We start from the raw sequence: 16,954 nt of genomic DNA on the forward strand, positions 1-16,954 counted from the left end.
CTGCGGTGATGCAGGCGATCGGCGTATCGCCAGCGCTTGGTGCGTTTGTTGCAGGCGTGATGCTCGCGGATTCGCCGTATCGGCATGAGCTTGAGGCGGACATTGATCCGTTTCGATCAATCTTGCTGGGGCTTTTCTTCCTCGCCGTTGGTATGTTGCTTGATGTCGACGTCATTCTCGCGCAGCCCTTGTTTGTCGCCAGTCTTGCGCTCGCCCTCGTCGCCGTCAAGATAACGGTCATCTTCGCATTGGGCCGGTTCTTTGGCCTGAAGAGTAAGCAGTCCATCATCATGGCTATGCTTTTGAGCCAAGGTGGTGAGTTCGCCTTTGTCTTGTTCACAGCAGCGCAACAGGCTTTGCTGATCGAGCCAGAGGCGGGAAGCCTATTCGGGGCGGTCGTTACCCTGTCGATGGCGACGACACCTTTCCTGATGATCATTGCAGGTAAGCTTGCCGCACGTACGGGCAAGGAAGATGTGCAGCTTGATGACCCCGCACTGGCATCGCAAGCCAATGTCATCATTGTCGGCCATGGCCGTTTTGGACAGCAAGTGTCGCAAATTATGCAGGCGGCGGGACGCTCTGTTACGTTGATTGACATCAACCCGCAGACCATTGACCTCAGCAGCGACTTTGGTTTCAAGGTTTTTTATGGCGATGGCACGCGCGTTGACTTGCTTAAGCGTGCGGGGGGAGAAGACGCGCAGGCGATATTCTTCTGCATTGATGATCGTTATGTGACCGCAGAATCGCTGATACCCGTGCGCGAGACATTCCCTCGGACAAAGTTGTTCGTGCGTGCATTCGACAGGGAGCAAGCGCTCAAACTTATGGAAGATGACGGCATCAGCATCATGCGCGAGGTGTTTGAATCCTCAATCCGCATGTCTGCCGATGCGCTCAAATATTTTGGCACTGATCGCGAGGTTATCCTGGATATCATCGCGGAGTTCCGACGCCGCGACCGAAGCCGGCTTAAGGCGCAATTTAATAGTGGCGATATGCATGCCGGAACCCGCCACAGTTTTGGTGTCGATGATTCCGACGACTATCTCATTACGCAGGATTAAGCTTCGCTGTCGAGGAACGCGGCAACATCTTCCAAATGGACATCTTTGGACAGGAATGTTTGGCCGATCCCGCGTGCGAGCAAGAAGGGGAGGGTTCCCCCGCTCATTTTCTTGTCGTGGCGCATATAGTCGACCAGTGCGGCGCCATTAGCGGTCACGCCGGCCTCCGATAAGTTGGTGGGTAAGCCCGCCTGCTTTAGAAGCCCTGTGGCACGCTGTGCATCCTCTGCGGGGCAAAGGCCCAGCCGGACGGAGTAGCGAAACGCCAATGCCATGCCGGCCGCGACCGCCTCGCCATGGAACAGTCTATCTGAAAAGCCGGTGTCAGCTTCCAAAGCATGGCCGAAAGTGTGCCCCAGATTGAGCAAGGCGCGTGTGCCAGTGCGTTCGGTCTCGTCCGCAGCGACGATCCGCGCCTTGGACTGCACCGACCGAATGATGGCCTGCGCACGCACATGGGCATCGCCTGCAAAAAAGCGTTCGAGATGTGCATCGCAATAATCGAAAAACTCTAGGTCATCGATTAAGCCATATTTCACCACCTCGGCAAAGCCGGCGGCGAGCTGGCGCGTGGGCAAAGTTGATAACAGGTCTGGATCAATGAGCACCAAGGCGGGCTGATGAAAGGCACCGACCATGTTTTTGCCAGCTGCGCTGTTAATCGCGGTTTTGCCGCCGACGCTGCTGTCGACCTGCGCAAGCAAAGTTGTTGGTATCTGGACAAAAGCGCAGCCGCGTTTGACGATATGTGCAGCAAAACCCGTGATGTCGCCGACCACGCCGCCACCAAATGCGACAATATGGTCGCTGCGTTCCACATGCTGTTCAAGCAGCCAATTGGTCAGACGCTCCAACTGTTCCCAGCTTTTACCCGCTTCGCCTGTCGGAAGTGTGAAAACAGCCGTATCAATTCCCACCGCCGTCAGTGCGGCGTGCAACGCAGGCAAAACGGCATGGGCGACATTTTCATCGGTCACTATGAGTAAGCGATTGTCGCGGGCAAAGGGCATCAAATGCGTCCCTGCATCCGCCAACAAACCTGCACGCACATGGATGTCATAAGGTGCGTTGGAAAGATCGACGGAAATCACGGTCATGCAGCAAGCGCCTTTAGAATATTCTCAACCGTCCGCGCATGTGGTGATGTATCGCTGCGAATGTGGAAGTTCGCCGCCGCATAAAGCGGGTTTCGGATTTTGCCAAGTTCCGTCAGAACCGTGACGGGGTCCTTGCCTTTTAAAAGCGGGCGATTGCTTCTCCGCGATACACGGTCGGCCAATATCTGGATATCGGCATCAAGCCAGATTGATGTTGCGCGCTCCAATATCAATGCGCGGGTAAAGTCGTTAACGAATGCGCCACCGCCGGTGGCAATGACTTTGGGGCTCTCCTCGATCAGCCGCGCAATTACCCGGCGTTCGCCATCGCGGAAATAATCCTCACCATATTTTTCGAATATCTCGGCGATAGACAGGCCCGCGGCCTTTTCAATTTCGTCATCCGCATCGACAAAGTCTGTGCCAAGGCGTGCCGCAAGTCGCTTGCCAATGCTGGTTTTGCCAACACCCATCATGCCGACAAGCACGATTGGCCGGTCGATAATGAACGCGGCGCGTATATCGCCTTTCTGGGTTTGCGGTTCGTTATGTAACGCCATGACCCGACGACCTATATAGTGGCTTGGCTTAAGCCGAAAGCAATTTGGCGTTTTGTTAATTTATATAGCAAAAACAAAATCTTAATTTCACTTCTTCCTCGGCGTGGCGCGACATTGGATTTTGGTGCATAGTAACTGTTGCCGCTAGGGGCCTTGGCTTGCTATTCTCACCGCATGGTTGCGGCCTGCGCAGCCAATGCTATTGGAACTAATAACATTGCAGTTCGCAACTATGGAATCAGGTTCGCATCATTGACTGACAAGATATCAAAAAGCAGCCTTTTGGTTGCGAGTGCTCTTCTTCTGGTCATGTCCTTGCCAGCTTTAGGGCAGCAAGGTCCCGAATCTTTGCTGCCTGAAGGCTTTGGAGACCCTGCACCGCCGCCGCCCGCGTCTGCCCGCCGACCGACGCCAGCGGCGCCTGGGGCAACTTCACCAAGCGCAGCGGCAATTGAGGGCGATCCGACTGCTGAGGCTGATGCGGAGACAGACGAAGAAACGCCAGCACAGATCGTCCGATATGATGTTCCACCTGCTGCGCGCCGATCTTTAAGCAATATCGGAATAATTTCCCAAGCATCTGGCGGCTTTCCCGCGGACTCTTTCGGGTCGCTTAGCGGGCCGTTTCTAATGCAAGTTGTCGAACGTACGTCTGGTCCGATTGCCTCGCGTTGGGGGACGATTATGGCCCGGCGGTTGCTTGCGAGCCGAACCAATACGCCAGAAGGGGTGAGCGGTGCCGACTGGACAGCCGAGCGTGCTTGGTTGCTTTTGCGCATGGGTGATTCTGTCGTTGCGCGTAACCTCGTTCAGCAAGTTGATGGTGGAAATTATACAAAGCGGCTGCATGAAGTTGCCATGCAAGCGTATCTTGCCAATGGCGATGTAGCAGGCCTCTGCCCGCTCAGCGAAAGCGGCGTGCGCCTGGTCAATAATGGCAACTGGAAAATGTCGCGGGCCATCTGCGCGTCATTAGCGGGTGAACAAGGCAGCGCGACCGCCTTTATCAATCAGGGCCGTTATCAGGGCTGGGTCCGCGGCGTTGACTATCTTTTGGCGGAAAAAGTCGTTGGCGCGGGCATTAACGGGCGACGTTCGGTCCAGATTGAATGGGACAATGTCGAGGGCATGAACCCATGGCGCTTTGGTCTGTCCGCTGCTGTCGGTTTGGAACCGCCCGAGAGGCTTTTTAGCAAAATCGGCCGGCAGGTTGACGGATGGCGCGCACAATTGCCGATGTTCACACCGACGATCCGGGTCAAATATGCCTCTGGTGCTGCTGCTTTAGGTATATTGTCGAACCGCGATATGGTTGATCTTTATGCCCAAGTGTTTGAAGATTCCGACGCGCCTGATGCTGAGCGGACAAAGGCAGAAAACTTGGGCAATGCGTACACGGCCTCGGGCGCGGATGCAAAGGTTGCGGCTATGACATCCTTATGGTCGGCCGCCGCTGCTGGCGCTGATTATCACGCTGCGCTCGTTATGACCGCGCGGGCTGCGGCGTTGATTGCGCCTGATGCAGACCATAAGGCAGAGGCTGATGGCTTGGTTGCGTCCATGATGACTGCTGGACTTGATCGGTCCGCCGCGCGCTGGGTAAACGTCGTGCCTGACGGATCGCTCGGTTGGGCACTTATCACTTTGGGCGCGCCTGGGCGGGTTGGGCCAGCGGATTATGGCAATCTCGACGCATTCTACAGCAACGACGAAAGCGTCGAGGGCCATAAATCTGCCCTGCTTTTAGCGGGACTTTCTGGCCTTGGCCGAATTGATGCCGATGCGCGGACCGAATTTGGCGGCGACCTCAAGGTGAACATATCGCGGCAGACAGCATGGTCGAAAGCCATCACTGCGGCGGCCCAGCGCGGCGAAAAGGGAACAGTTGCGTTGATGGCAATCGCTGGAATGCAGGCCGCGTCTTGGTCATCAATTCCTGCTTTCCATCTATATCATATCGTGCGGGCGTTGCGTCAGGTGGGGCTGGAACCAGAGGCACGGATGATTGCGGCAGAAGCGGTTACTTTTGGCTGATCTTCGGTCCACGGCACATACCGGCCATATATGAGCGCGTCCGATCGTGATCTGATTACCCGGTTTCTGGAAATGCTAGCAGCCGAGCAAGGCGTGGCAAGCAATACGCTTTCTGCATATAAAAGTGACCTTCTGGCTGCATCCCGCTTGTTGGAGGGAAAGCTGAGTCACGCTGGCGCCGACAATCTGGCGGAACTGGCAAGTAATTGGCGAGACCTTGCCAATAGCTCAGTTGCGCGCAAGGTATCGGCACTTCGGCGCTTTTTCGCTTTTTTGCATGAGGAGGGCTTTCGCGCCGACAATCCGTCTGCGGCGTTGCCAAAGCCACCACAGGCGCGCACACTTCCTAAAATTCTTGATATCAACGAAGTGGATAAGTTGTTCGCCGTCATTGCGGACAAGCTTGCACAGCCTCATCCTGCGCCCGCCGACTTCCGCTTGGCGGCTCTTATCGAATTGCTTTATGGATCAGGATTACGCGCAACCGAACTGGCGGCGCTGCCCCGAAATGCTGTCGTGTCGGATCAGCCATTCATTATCGTCAAAGGCAAGGGCGCGAAGGAACGTTTGGTTCCCATCTCTAACCGTGCACGCCAAGCCGTTGGCACTTGGTCGGCCATGATACCTGAAAAGGCACGCTTTCTATTTCCCTCGCGCGCAAGCCATATCAGCCGCATCCGTCTGTTTCAGATTATAAAGGAACTGGCGGCGCAGGCCGGTTTGGACCCGGCAAAGGTTAGTCCGCATGTCCTTCGGCATGCTTTTGCCACGCATTTGTTGGCAGGAGGCGCAAACCTGCGGGCGTTACAGTCCATGCTGGGCCATGCCGACATCGCCACAACGCAGATTTACACGCATGTGGACAGCAGCCGGCTGGTCGAACTGGTCAATCGGCGGCATCCTTTGGCAACGCGCACATTGACCCGTCGCGCCGCAGGCTCTAACCGGCAGGCATGATGGTATATCTTGACTTCGAAAAGCCTGTCGCTGCTTTGGAAGCGCGCATCTTGGAACTCCAAGCCGCTGCGCAAGAAAGTGACGTCGATGCGGACGCAGAAATCGCAAAATTACGTGGCAAGGCGGACAAGCAACTCGCCGACACTTATGCAAATCTGACGGCATGGCAGAAAACGCAAGTTGCGCGCCATCCGGAACGGCCACATTTCAAGCATTACATCGCATCCATGTTCGAAGATTTCATGCCGCTGGCCGGGGATCGCGCCTTTGGCGATGACCAAGCGATCATCGGCGGGCTTGCGCGACTACATGGTCGCCGGGTCATGGTCATTGGCCATGAGAAAGGCGACGATACCCAAAGCCGGCTGCGCCATAATTTTGGTATGGGAAAGCCCGAGGGCTATCGTAAAGCTATCCGCTTAATGGAGCTTGCTGATCGCTTTGCTATTCCCGTCGTAAGCTTGGTGGACACGTCAGGCGCGTTTCCTGGGATTCAGGCCGAAGAACGCGGGCAGGCCGAAGCTATTGCTCGTTCTACCGAAAAATGCTTGGCACTTGGCGTCCCCATGATTGCGTGCATTGTGGGCGAGGGCGGGTCGGGCGGCGCAGTTGCCTTAGCGGCAGCAGACAGGGTCCTCATGTTTCAATATGCCGTTTATTCGGTGATCTCACCCGAAGGCTGTGCATCGATTTTGTGGCGTACAGGCGACAAGGCGGCTGATGCAGCGCAGGCGATGAAAATGACTGCAGACGATCTCAAATCGCTGCGCATCATTGATCGCATTGTTAAAGAGCCAGTCGGCGGTGCGCATCGCGACCATGCGCTGGCAGCAGCGACGCTGGCATCGGCTATAGACGAGGAATTGGAAGCATTGTCTGCTTTTTCCTCAAAGGAACTGTTGCAGCAACGCCGGGCAAAATTTTTAGCCATGGGCGCTTGAAAGTTTTCGGCTATCCTTGGGTAAAGCCACAGTGTGTTTGAACCCTTGCAACACAATATGCTAATCACCATTCTCCTTGTTTAAGGGGTATCTTTATGCGTTTTTCTAAGGCGTTTTTGATTGGTAGTGCCGCGATATTGGCACTGGCAACGTCTGGCACCAACATGCCGATCGAAGCTAAAACAAGCACTAAGGCTGCACCCGCCCCAAAGCCATTCAGCCCCAAAGAAAAGGCGGAAGGCGCCAAATACAACACAGAAATCTTAAAGGAATTTGGCGGGCCGATGCAAAGTCCGCAAACGGAATATGTTGTGCGCGTCGGCAAAAATATCGCGATGCAGTCGGGGCTCGGCAATGCGCAGAGCGATTTTAATATGACGTTGCTCAATTCGTCCGTGAACAACGCTTTCGCCTTGCCCGGTGGCTTTGTCTACATCACCCGTCAGCTTGTCGCCCTGTGCAACAGCGAGGCCGAAATGGCGGGGGTTCTGGGGCATGAGGTCGGGCATACCGCCGCACGGCACAGCGAGAAACGCAAAAGCAATGCGACGCTTGCTGGCCTGTTGGGCATGGGTGGGAGCATATTGGGTTCAGTGCTTGGTAATTCGGGCGGATTGCTGGGGGCGATTGGTGGTGGCTTGCAACAATATGCAGGGCCGCTGGCGCAAGTGTTCAGCTTGAAATATTCTCGTACGCAGGAAGAGGAAGCGGATGATTACGGCATCCTTTACCTCAGCAAGGCCGGCTATGATCCAAGCGCGCTGGCGTCTATGCTCAACTCGCTCGCCTTGCAGACGGTCGTAGACTCACGGATTGCCGGTTTGGCCGACGGCCAAATTCCGGAATGGGCAAGCACGCACCCTGATCCTGCGCGGCGTGTTGTGCGGGCAGAAACGCGGTCCAAGGCTTACCCTGTGAGCACATTTCGTAATGCGGACGCTCATCTGACCGCGATTGACGGCATGTTATATGGCGATGACCCCGCGCAAGGCGTGATCGAAGGGCAGGAATTCCTGCATCCGCAGCTTAAAATGCAATTCACAGCGCCCAATGGCTTCGGCATTCAGAATGGCAGCGACGCCGTTTCCATCAACGGAAATAGCGGAAAAGCCATTTTTACCGCAGCGGCATTTGACGGTAACCGCCAAAGCTATATTTCCAAGGCGTTGAAGGCAGTATCGGGCGAGGGTGCGACCATTCCGGTTGGGGATATTCGCCGGACGACGGTGAATGACATTCCCGCATTTTACAGCGTTTCGGTGGTCAATACCCAACAGGGGCAACGCGTAGTGCGCGTATTTGCCTATGAATGGGCGCCAGGGACGGCCTATCATTTCGTGACGATAACGGCCACCAATGCCAACCCATTTGACCAAATGTTTTCAAGCATGTCGCGCTTGAACAGTTCGCAGGCGGCCGCAATAAAGCCACGCAAGCTGCGCGTTATTTCGGCGGGGCCGCGCGATACCTTAGCATCGCTTGCCGGACGCATGGCATATACGTCGCTGCAGACCGAGCGCTTTTTGGCGTTGAATGGCTTGCCATCCAACGCAACAGTGCGGGCAGGTCAAAAGCTGAAAATCGTTACATATTAAAACGAAACCAGCGAAGACCCTCTGGCTTCTTTACCAAGGGTTCCAGCCAACACCTGAATGCCGCAGCAACGTGCCATAAAAAAGGACGGAAACCGAAGTTTCCGTCCTGATGTTCTTGAAAAACTGAGGAGCTGATCCACAGATTTTCACACGCCGCTTTTTATCTAAGGTTAGTGGCGACCCTGTTGAAGGTATTCGTCAGGTTCGTGCCGAGGCTGGTCATTGCAGTGATTGCTGCAACAGCAATCAAAGCGGCGATGAGGCCATATTCGATTGCAGTAGCGCCGTCTTCGTTTTTGAAGATTTTCTTGATAATTTTCATGTTTGGTCTCCAGTCTGTTTCTTCATACGCCGAGGCGGTTTTGTTAAAGTATCCACCTTGGGAACGATAATTCATTAATGTTTACTAAATGATTAAGCCGATAATCATCGCGTACTTTTTGTAAATTTGTTCGAAACATTAATCCAAATTCCGTTATTACTCTCGGCAAGGTTGCCCAGAGAAGCAATCATCGCAATAATGATTAATGAAACTATCAAACCATATTCTACTGCTGTCGCGCCGCGGTCGCACTTTGCAATGCGAAAAACGAATTCCAACACGTCTGGCCCTACTTCATTGCTTGGTTGCGACCTTCGTCAAAATCCCACATATGGGTTAACAAAGCCTTTCAGCACGATGAGAATATGGAAAAAAATCCGACAATATTGTTCGTGGTTGCCGCGGCCTTAACCAACGAGAAGGGTCAAATTCTGCTTCAAAAGCGTCCTGAGGGAGCGCAAATGGGCGGGTTATGGGAGTTCCCAGGCGGCAAGGTCGACAATGGCGAATCCCCCGAAGTTGCGCTCATCCGAGAGCTGGAGGAGGAGCTGGGCATTACGGTAGCAGCGCAGGATCTGGTGCCGGAGACATTTGCAAGTGCGCCGCTGGGTGATCGAAATCTTGTACTACTGCTGTATCGTTGTGACCATTGGGTCGGCACCCCAAAACCGATTTACGCAACCGATATCCAATGGCTTCTGCCGCAGGACATGTCTGTATTGCCGATGCCACCGGCAGATTATCCTTTGGTACGAAAGCTTCAGTCGCTTTAGGTCCTGACCCTAGATTTTGCGGTCCTTTGATAAGACGTCAGCGAGAGAAACTTGCGCGCTTCCTCTTTTGGCGGGGCGAGGTTGGTTCTCCGACGGTGCCCACCCACTTAGGTGCACATGCGCATAGCATTCGGTAACCTTGCCGTGTTCGTCGGCGCGCCTTGCGAAGATTTCATCCAATCGGGCGGCGATGTCCTTCCCTAAAAAGACGCGTGGTCCCGAAAGGGCGTTGCCAACCCCCGCGTCGCGAATGTCAGAGATGATTGCGCGCCAGTCTGCATAGCGGACTAAAGAATTGTCTTGGTCTGCAACTGGCAGGCTGAACCCCGCACGGACAATCAGGTCGGCCGCGCTGCGCAAATCAATCTGTGGATGTATATGCGCCGCGATGCGTTCCGCATCGGATTCGAGAAACATGGATTTCAGCGTACCTAATGTTCCAGCCCCAAACATATGGCCAAGAAAAAGCCCGTCAGGCCGCAAGATACGGCGTATCTGAATAAGAGCACCGGGAAGATCATTGACGCTGTCGAGCGTGCCAGCGGATATCACAAGGTCAAAGCTCCCCTGCGCGAATGGCAGGCGGTCCTCGTCCAGCACGATAACGCAATCTTCCCCTGTTCCGTCTTCGCGCAGCGTCGCCAGCGTATAGCGAACGTTCGGCGGCAGAATGTCTGCCTGCCATCGCGCGATTGGGCCGATGATCAGCGCATGTTCAAATATACGCGTTACGGCGGAAAGCCGCTCGGCAAGATCTTGCGCAATATGGTTCCACAGAAACATGTCGCCTGTCCGCCTGTCCGCGCGTTCCCGCAAGCTCCGGCGACGGCGGCGGTCAAAAATCTCTGGTGGAGTCACATCTTCATGCATTTGTGCCTTGTGAAGCGCGATGCTTTGTCCGACAAGTCTGATATGGCATGGGGCAGCCACATTTTCCATATAATGTTGAATTGGGTGTTGCCTGAACGCTGCCCCTGTTGCGGCGCAATCACCGCAGCGGGTGGACCCTTTTGCGTCTCTTGCTGGCAAAATTTGGAATTTCTGGGGCCGCCTTGGTGCCGCGGATGCGCAGCGCCTTTCGAATTTGACCGTGGCGATGATGCTTATTGCGCGTCATGTATCGCGCACCCACCCCGGCATGACGGCATCCGCGCCGCCGTGAAATATGATGATGTATCGGCGCAAGTTGTGCTTCGGCTGAAATATGGCGGAAAATTGGCTTGGCCCGCGTCATCGCACGGCAACTGGTTAGGCATTTGCCTGATGATCATGCCGATTTGATCATCACCCCAGTCCCGTTGCACTGGACCCGGATGTGGTCGCGCACCTTCAACCAATCCGCCCTTATTGGCCAAGAGCTGGCCGCATTAAGCGGCATCCCCTTTGTTCCCGACATATTGGTCAGGCATAAACGCACGCCAACTATGCGCGGCCTCGACGTGCGGCGCCGCAAAAAAGCCGTGGGCGGCGCCTTTGCCGTGAACCCTAAATGGCAGGGCAGGGTAAAGGGGCTCCGCCTCATCCTGATTGATGATGTGTTCACCACGGGTGCGACCAGCGACGGATGTGTGTCGGTGCTGAAACGCAACGGCGCAAGCTGGGTGCAGATTTTTGTTGGGCGCGTGCTTTGCGTGGCACTACCCAACGGGCCGCTTCGATATTGCGCGACGCTTGACTTGGGTACCGTTGCACACCATCTCTAAGTCATGACCGCAACTGTTGAAATCTACACCAAATTCGGATGCCCTTATTGCGTCCGTGCCAAACATCTTTTGGATAGCAAAGGTATCAAATATACCGAATATGATGTGACAATGGGTGGCGCCAAGCGCGCTGAGATGGTTGCGCGCGCGCCCGGCGCCCGGACGGTACCACAGGTTTTCATCAACGACGTTGCAATGGGCGGATCGGACGACCTGCGTGCTCTGGATTCCCAAGGAAAGCTTGATCAATTGCTTGGAGTCGGCGGCGCGCAATGATCGCATTCGACCTGAACTGCGGCAACGGACACCCGTTCGAGGGCTGGTTTGCGTCCTCTGCCGATTTTGATACGCAAAAGTCCAGCGGCATGCTGGTGTGCCCGCTGTGCGCCGATATACACATCCATAAGGCGCTTTCGGTGCCCAACGTGCCACGAAAGGGCAATCAGCGCGCGATGCGTCCGCCCGCAGTTGTAGCGCCGCAGGCCGATGTGACAGGCCCAACACCTGCCGCTGCGGAAGGCCCGTCCCCAGCATTGGTTGAACTGGTACAAAAACTTGCGCGCGCACAAACCGAAATGCTGGATAACTCGCAGTGGGTGGGCGGCAACTTTGCCGAGACCGCCCGTGCAATCCATTATGGCGAAGAGCCGGACCGCCTTATTCACGGTGAAACAAGCACCGGCGAGGCAAAGGCCTTAGCCGATGAAGGCATTGGCGTAGCGCCATTATTATTTCCGGTCGTCCCGCCCTCTGCTAAAAATTGACCCCGGGAATGTGGGCAGCTATGGCCACCACAAGGCACCCATAGCTCAGCAGGATAGAGCATCAGATTCCTAATCTGGGGGCCACTGGTTCGAATCCAGTTGGGTGCACCAAGTATTTCAATGGTTTAGGTAGTGTTTGTGGTTCTGACATTGCCAGCATTTCCTGAAATGTAAGCACCATGTAAGCACCGAAAAGGAATGTGCTTACATCTCAGTCCATGTGAATCTTCGGTTTATCTTATAATGGCCTAAGCCAAATCACCCCATTTAGTAGTGAAGCTGGGTGGCAATTTTCTCGTATCATATGCCATCCCCACTTCCCATAAAGCTCACACACCCTAACTTGGGTGTCCATGACCACCGAACCTGACCTACCCACTGCCGCTGCAAACCACGTCAGTGCCATGCTGACTTTGGCTAAGCAAAAGCATGAGGAAGCGATGGCTATGATCGGCATACCTGATGCCAATGCCATTCCACGACTGCGTCAGGTGTTGCAGCTTTTGGACGAGGTTGAACTTCTTGCTGAAGATGCTGGTTCATATGTCGAGAACGATGCCATGGTAGGTGCCCTCAAGGAACTTCAACAGCAACAGGCATCCATCAAACTTGCTATTGAACGGCTAGAGAAGTTGTCTAAGCGTTCGCCATGGGCTTCCCCTTGGCCGTGGATTGTGGCGATGGCGACGCTAATGCTGGTTATCGTGAGTTTCGTTACCCCATCACCATCTTAGCCGAAACAGCCCGCTGGCGTTCGGGGCAAAGGTGGCCAACACGTCGCGGGCTAAGGCTGCTATCTTCCGATACATCAACGGGTTATAAAACGCCCGACAGTGCCACTAATATCTCGGCGACATAAGCCACTTGGCTTTCGAAGCTGTTGTGGCATAACGGCAAATAATAGACTGGAACGGAAGCGTTACAAGTCTGAATAAAATAATTTACCGAGGTAAGAGCATGGCAGGCATCGAGGACGTGCTCGAAGAATATCGATGCCCAACATGTGGCGCCTCGATGCGATTGAGGGTGGCCAACAAGGGAGGACAATTCTGGGGTTGCTCCCAATATCCAGAATGTCGTGGCACGCGGGACTTTCAGCCCAACGGTTTTTCGGCCTCTCAAGCGCCAGTCGGTTCATCTCAACGCTCCCTTTTGCGACTTCCGGTCGCATGGTCTGATCGTGTTTCGCGAACCAACTGGTACTCCGAATATACCACGATCGGCTCACTGCCGGACTTTGTCCGAGAAGCAGTAAACAGCCCTAATAACCAACTGACCAATCTGCTGTCGCAAGCTCAATTTCTCTCGAAAAAAAACAAAGCACGAAACAGCAGTCCAGAAAAAGTCCTGATTAGTGGTTTGCTCCTGAAGGTTCTGCAGCGCGGTAAAGCCCCGCTACCGACGCTCTCCATCGAAAAGGATGCCATCGAGCGGCAACAATTAAGTGATCATGTTGTTGATGGTGGGGATGCAGACATCCAATTCAGGCTTACAAGCAAGGCTGCTGCGCAATTTGAATCCGCCGACTTTCTATCGCAGCTATGCAACCGGTCAGCCTTTACTTTGGACGAGGATTTCACCGAAGGATTAACACTCTTTGATAGTCCCCGTGAGCGTGTTTTCTTGACCACAATCGTTCCGGCGCTACTTGGCGCGTCTGCGGGGCAGTGGTTTTGGCCTCAAGCAAGCCTAGACACCTTGCTGCAACAACTTGGTGAAGTGAGCTTTGGCGGGCGCCGCATTGACTTTCTCGTTGCACACCCGATCGCTGGAACATTTGCCATCGAAATCGATGGCGATGAGCATGATGATGACCCTGCGGTCGATACAGATCGGGATGCCTCACTTGCTGAGCTAGGCATTGAGGTGCTGCGGATACCTAACACCGAGATCGATGCCGGAGATGGTCCCGCACTTCGCAACCTCGAAACCGTCCTAGCTTCTTTGAAAGAAACTAGCCCTGACCAACAAAAACTTAGGATCGTAGAGGCTATCAATGATTGCCAAAGTGCGAGCAAGTTTCAATTTGCTCTCGCCAAGGCTTTGCAGTTTGGATGGCTCACTGAAAAAACGACTTGGAAAATCGTGTCAGTCTCTGGCGACGGCACGTCACTAGCTGCCACACTCGATTTTCTCGAAATGCTCTCAGCATTGGATTGCCTATATGGTCTCTCGACTGCTCCTGAAGCCGTTCAGCTCTCTGATGGCGGGAAGGTTTACCTTCTGACACACAAGGAAGGTACCTGGAGTTACAAGCAGGTTAAGAAAAAGCTTACTGGGGATGATGTTCTATCTGTAGCGATAAGTGTCGCAGCAGGTCCATTTCACCGGTTATCTGAAGAGGAGCTTTCGTCCGACATCGTAGTTCGTTCGTGCTATCTACCACTCGCGTTCGCGCTCAGCGCAACGTTCCACAACGTCAGGCAGCCGATTGCGCAAGATGATAGTGACCGACAGTTCGAAGCCCTTCTTACTTTTCTTAGGCAGATATTCCGAAAAAAAGACTTCCGGCCATTACAAGCCAACGCCTGCCTCAACACTCTTCGACAAATTGACAGCGTAGTCCTGCTTCCAACTGGTGCGGGAAAAAGCATAATCTATCAGCTGTCTGGGCTCTTAATGCCAGGGGTGACGATGGTTGTGGACCCTATCGTTTCATTGATCGAAGACCAAGTAGAGGGAATGGCCAGCTATGGCATAGATCGGGTTGCGGCAATCACTTCCGCAATGTCGTCAGAGCATGAACGCCGTCAACTCCTTTTGGGCGTTGAGCGGGGTGAGTATCAGTTCGTTCTCCACTCGCCGGTTCGGCTACAATCGCCTTCATTTAGAACAACCCTGCGGGCCTTGGCGGAAACGTCGCTGATAAATCTCGCGGTCATCGATGAAGCACACTGCGTTTCTGAGTGGGGGCATGATTTTGTACCAGCCTATTTAAATCTGGGGCGCAACATACGAGACTTCTGTAAAGATAGCAGCGGCTCGCCCCCGCCGCTTTTGGCGCTCACTGGAACTGCCTCACGAGCAGTACTTCGGGACCTTCTAACGGAACTGGATATCGACCGTTCAAGACCTGACTCGCTAATACGTCCAGCGAGTTTCGATCGCGCGGAGCTTCGGTTTCGTATCAGTCGTCCCGAAAGAGCTGTCGACGTCGATGCAGCTCTTCGCGGGACGCTCAACGCACTTCCTGGGCTTTTTGGCGTCCCCAAGGCTGAGTTTTACCGCTCATCAGGACGCGAGACCGCTTCCGGTATCATATTCGTACCTTTCGTCAACGGAAGGACCCACGGCGTTCTTCACGTAAAGGATGAAGTAGTATCTACTACAAATGTCGCGGCTACAGTCTATTCAGGCGGCGCGCCCAAAGGCCTTTTTGGCGATTGGGAAACTCAGAAGCGTGTTAATGTAAAGAAATTTAAGCGGAACGATACGCCCATAATCGTGTCTACCAAAGCGTTTGGTATGGGCATCGACAAACCTAACATTCGGTTTACTGTCCATGTTGGCATGCCTGGATCGCTTGAGGCATTCTACCAAGAGGTCGGACGTGCTGGACGTGACCGTAAGGTTGCACAATGTACCGTGATTTTCTCAGAGCATGAAACCGCCAGAACCGACTCATTGCTAAACCCAGCGCTCAGTATTTCCCAAGTTAGGAAGCGACACGAGGAAGTTGCCGGCAGAAAATCGGTGCAAGACGACGTAACGCGTGCGCTTTGGTTCCACCTGAACTCGTTTTCTGGCGAAGACGATGAACTCGCTGCTATCACTGAACTAATTGCTTCACTGGGACCAATCCAGCGCGCAGATATCCTCCGAGTTCCATTCCATTCTGACGATCTCCGGAACCGCCAGGAGCGAGCATTGCACCGCCTTGTGCGGATTGGTGTAGTTCGGGATTATGAGGTAGACTACGGAAGCCGGTTTTTTACGGTATACACCAGGTCCTTCGATGCAGCTTTTTGCCGTGAGAGCGTAATTTCCTATGTACGGGGATCGCAGCCTGGCCGTGCGAAGTCGATGGCACAGCAATTAGAAACTTTTCAATCCAACGATGTCTTGGAATTTATAAACTCTCTGGCTAAGTTGTTTGTGGATTTCGTATATGACGTAATTGAGAGATCACGCCGCCGGGCGATGCAAGAAGCTGTTCTGCTCGCTCGCAATAGTGTTATGGATGAAGATATTCGCAGACGGCTCCTTGATTACCTTCAGGAGGGGATCGGCGCGGAACAATTGCAGACACTGATCGACAAGCCGGAGGTCGAGTTTGCACCTTGGTTTGAAATGCTCGATAAAGCTCTGACTGCGCTAGAGGCAGGCGAAATTCGTGGATTAGCCATTCGCGCTCTGGAATCGTATCCAGATCATCCAGGTCTTCTGATCCTACGTGCAGTCAGTGAAATGCTCTGTCCGGACGCCGATGATAGCATCGCGCACCAAGCGTTGGAGGTTGTGATGGAACAATCCCCTGAGCGCTATGCGATAAATCCAACTGAGCTTGCGAGTATGGTTGACTGGCTTTGCGGTTTGACTGTGCAAAGGGCACCCGCAATGGCCGTTCCACTAGCTTTGGCTATGGCAAATGCTCGCAGTCGCGGTTCACTCTCTGTAGACATCGTTGATCAGGCGATTTCCGCGCTACGCATTGCAAATCCCTCTGCAGTGGGCGCGGTGTCCTGTGCCGCAACTCTTTGTGAGATATCAGCGGATTTAACTCTGGCCGTAAGCCACATCTCAGGTATCGCGAATGACAATCATATTTTGAAAAAATTGGGGTAGTTAAATGACGGTAATGGTCGAATTAGAACAGCGTGTCTTGGCAGCACAAGAGAAGCTGTCAGAAGCATTAGCTGAACTCGCGAAGTTCTCGGAGTTGCGGAAGGGTCTCGAATCGGCGGATGAAAGTTTGACCTCAGCGGCAAAAGCTATCATCACCCTGTCAGAAGCAGCCGAAAAACATACCCAGAACCTCTCTGATGCGTCATCCGCGCTTACTGCTGCCGTCTGTAGGACTGTACGGACTCGCGGGACATCTTTCATATTGCCGATAGGCAAGCAGAAGGATGGAACCGATGACCAAGGAAGAACGAGATATTCAGCGCAAGCTAAAGGTGCTGCGCCATGCTGAGAAG

The 16,954-nt window shown here is 54.0% G+C and carries 17 protein-coding genes and 1 tRNA gene; 13 read left to right on the forward strand and 5 right to left on the reverse strand.

Annotated features, from left to right (window positions below):
- A partial coding sequence (locus ACIQ2T_RS06020) for a cation:proton antiporter (RefSeq protein ID WP_397590027.1) occupies window positions 1-1,070 on the forward strand: 1,070 nt, incomplete at its 5' end.
- On the opposite strand, the gene aroB is transcribed toward ACIQ2T_RS06020, so the two are convergent.
- Window positions 1,067-2,167: a 3-dehydroquinate synthase gene (gene aroB, locus ACIQ2T_RS06025; protein ID WP_397590028.1), complete on the reverse strand. Its 1,101-nt coding sequence runs from the start codon at window positions 2,165-2,167 to the stop codon at window positions 1,067-1,069. The two genes, ACIQ2T_RS06020 and aroB, sit on opposite strands and share 4 nt — an antisense overlap.
- Window positions 2,164-2,643, reverse strand: coding sequence for a shikimate kinase (locus ACIQ2T_RS06030; RefSeq protein WP_397590043.1), 480 nt, complete (start codon window positions 2,641-2,643; stop codon window positions 2,164-2,166). Before ACIQ2T_RS06030 ends, aroB begins: the two co-directional genes overlap by 4 nt.
- Before the next feature lie 336 nt (window positions 2,644-2,979).
- On the opposite strand from ACIQ2T_RS06030, the gene ACIQ2T_RS06035 reads away from it, so the two are divergent.
- The 4 genes from ACIQ2T_RS06035 (at window position 2,980) to ACIQ2T_RS06050 (ending at window position 8,254) form a co-directional block, all read left to right on the forward strand.
- Window positions 2,980-4,761, forward strand: a complete 1,782-nt coding sequence (locus tag ACIQ2T_RS06035; RefSeq protein ID WP_397590029.1) for a hypothetical protein — start codon at window positions 2,980-2,982, stop codon at window positions 4,759-4,761.
- A 30-nt stretch (window positions 4,762-4,791) separates the two neighbouring features.
- Window positions 4,792-5,718 (forward strand): tyrosine recombinase, encoded by a 927-nt coding sequence (locus tag ACIQ2T_RS06040; RefSeq protein WP_397590030.1) that lies wholly within the window; start codon window positions 4,792-4,794, stop codon window positions 5,716-5,718.
- Window positions 5,715-6,659, forward strand: coding sequence for an acetyl-CoA carboxylase carboxyltransferase subunit alpha (locus ACIQ2T_RS06045; protein ID WP_397590031.1), 945 nt, complete (start codon window positions 5,715-5,717; stop codon window positions 6,657-6,659). Before ACIQ2T_RS06040 ends, ACIQ2T_RS06045 begins: the two co-directional genes overlap by 4 nt.
- 95 nt (window positions 6,660-6,754) lie before the next feature.
- Window positions 6,755-8,254 carry a M48 family metalloprotease gene (locus ACIQ2T_RS06050; protein ID WP_397590032.1) on the forward strand — a complete coding sequence of 500 codons (1,500 nt, stop codon included), beginning with the start codon at window positions 6,755-6,757 and terminating at the stop codon, window positions 8,252-8,254.
- A 160-nt stretch (window positions 8,255-8,414) separates the two neighbouring features.
- Here the strand turns inward: ACIQ2T_RS06050 and ACIQ2T_RS06055 are convergent, their stop codons facing one another.
- Window positions 8,415-8,576: a Flp family type IVb pilin gene (locus ACIQ2T_RS06055; RefSeq protein ID WP_397590033.1), complete on the reverse strand. Its 162-nt coding sequence runs from the start codon at window positions 8,574-8,576 to the stop codon at window positions 8,415-8,417.
- Between the two features lie 365 nt (window positions 8,577-8,941).
- Here ACIQ2T_RS06055 and ACIQ2T_RS06060 point away from each other — a divergent pair, with 365 nt between their 5' ends.
- Entirely contained in the window at window positions 8,942-9,349 is a 408-nt protein-coding gene (locus ACIQ2T_RS06060; RefSeq protein ID WP_397590034.1) for a (deoxy)nucleoside triphosphate pyrophosphohydrolase, read from the forward strand.
- Between the two features lie 9 nt (window positions 9,350-9,358).
- Here the strand turns inward: ACIQ2T_RS06060 and ACIQ2T_RS06065 are convergent, their stop codons facing one another.
- Complete coding sequence (locus ACIQ2T_RS06065; RefSeq protein ID WP_397590035.1) at window positions 9,359-10,207, reverse strand: class I SAM-dependent methyltransferase; 849 nt, start codon at window positions 10,205-10,207, stop codon at window positions 9,359-9,361.
- Window positions 10,208-10,213: 6 nt separating this feature from the next.
- Between ACIQ2T_RS06065 and ACIQ2T_RS06070 the strand changes: the two genes are divergently transcribed.
- The 7 genes from ACIQ2T_RS06070 (at window position 10,214) to ACIQ2T_RS06100 (ending at window position 16,601) form a co-directional block, all read left to right on the forward strand.
- The gene (locus ACIQ2T_RS06070) at window positions 10,214-10,630 is read left to right on the forward strand and encodes a double zinc ribbon domain-containing protein (protein WP_397590036.1); all 417 of its coding nucleotides are present in this window, start codon (window positions 10,214-10,216) and stop codon (window positions 10,628-10,630) included.
- Window positions 10,570-11,052 carry a ComF family protein gene (locus ACIQ2T_RS06075; RefSeq protein ID WP_397590037.1) on the forward strand — a complete coding sequence of 161 codons (483 nt, stop codon included), beginning with the start codon at window positions 10,570-10,572 and terminating at the stop codon, window positions 11,050-11,052. The genes ACIQ2T_RS06070 and ACIQ2T_RS06075 overlap by 61 nt, the downstream gene beginning before the upstream one ends.
- Before the next feature lie 3 nt (window positions 11,053-11,055).
- Window positions 11,056-11,328, forward strand: coding sequence for a glutaredoxin 3 (grxC, locus tag ACIQ2T_RS06080; protein ID WP_397590038.1), 273 nt, complete (start codon window positions 11,056-11,058; stop codon window positions 11,326-11,328).
- A complete protein-coding gene (locus tag ACIQ2T_RS06085; RefSeq protein WP_397590039.1) occupies window positions 11,325-11,816 on the forward strand; it encodes a DUF1178 family protein in 492 nt (163 codons plus the stop codon). Before grxC ends, ACIQ2T_RS06085 begins: the two co-directional genes overlap by 4 nt.
- Before the next feature lie 34 nt (window positions 11,817-11,850).
- Window positions 11,851-11,927 (forward strand) — tRNA-Arg (locus ACIQ2T_RS06090).
- A gap of 242 nt (window positions 11,928-12,169) precedes the next feature.
- Entirely contained in the window at window positions 12,170-12,550 is a 381-nt protein-coding gene (locus tag ACIQ2T_RS06095; protein ID WP_397590040.1) for a hypothetical protein, read from the forward strand.
- Between the two features lie 241 nt (window positions 12,551-12,791).
- Window positions 12,792-16,601 (forward strand): RecQ family ATP-dependent DNA helicase, encoded by a 3,810-nt coding sequence (locus ACIQ2T_RS06100; protein WP_397590041.1) that lies wholly within the window; start codon window positions 12,792-12,794, stop codon window positions 16,599-16,601.
- Here ACIQ2T_RS06100 and ACIQ2T_RS06105 read toward each other — a convergent pair.
- Window positions 16,602-16,954 (reverse strand): hypothetical protein (locus ACIQ2T_RS06105; RefSeq protein WP_397590042.1); only part of this gene is annotated, 353 nt, incomplete at its 5' end.

The organism is Sphingorhabdus sp. (assembly GCF_044357595.1).
Classification (GTDB): Bacteria; Pseudomonadota; Alphaproteobacteria; order Sphingomonadales; family Sphingomonadaceae; genus Sphingorhabdus_B.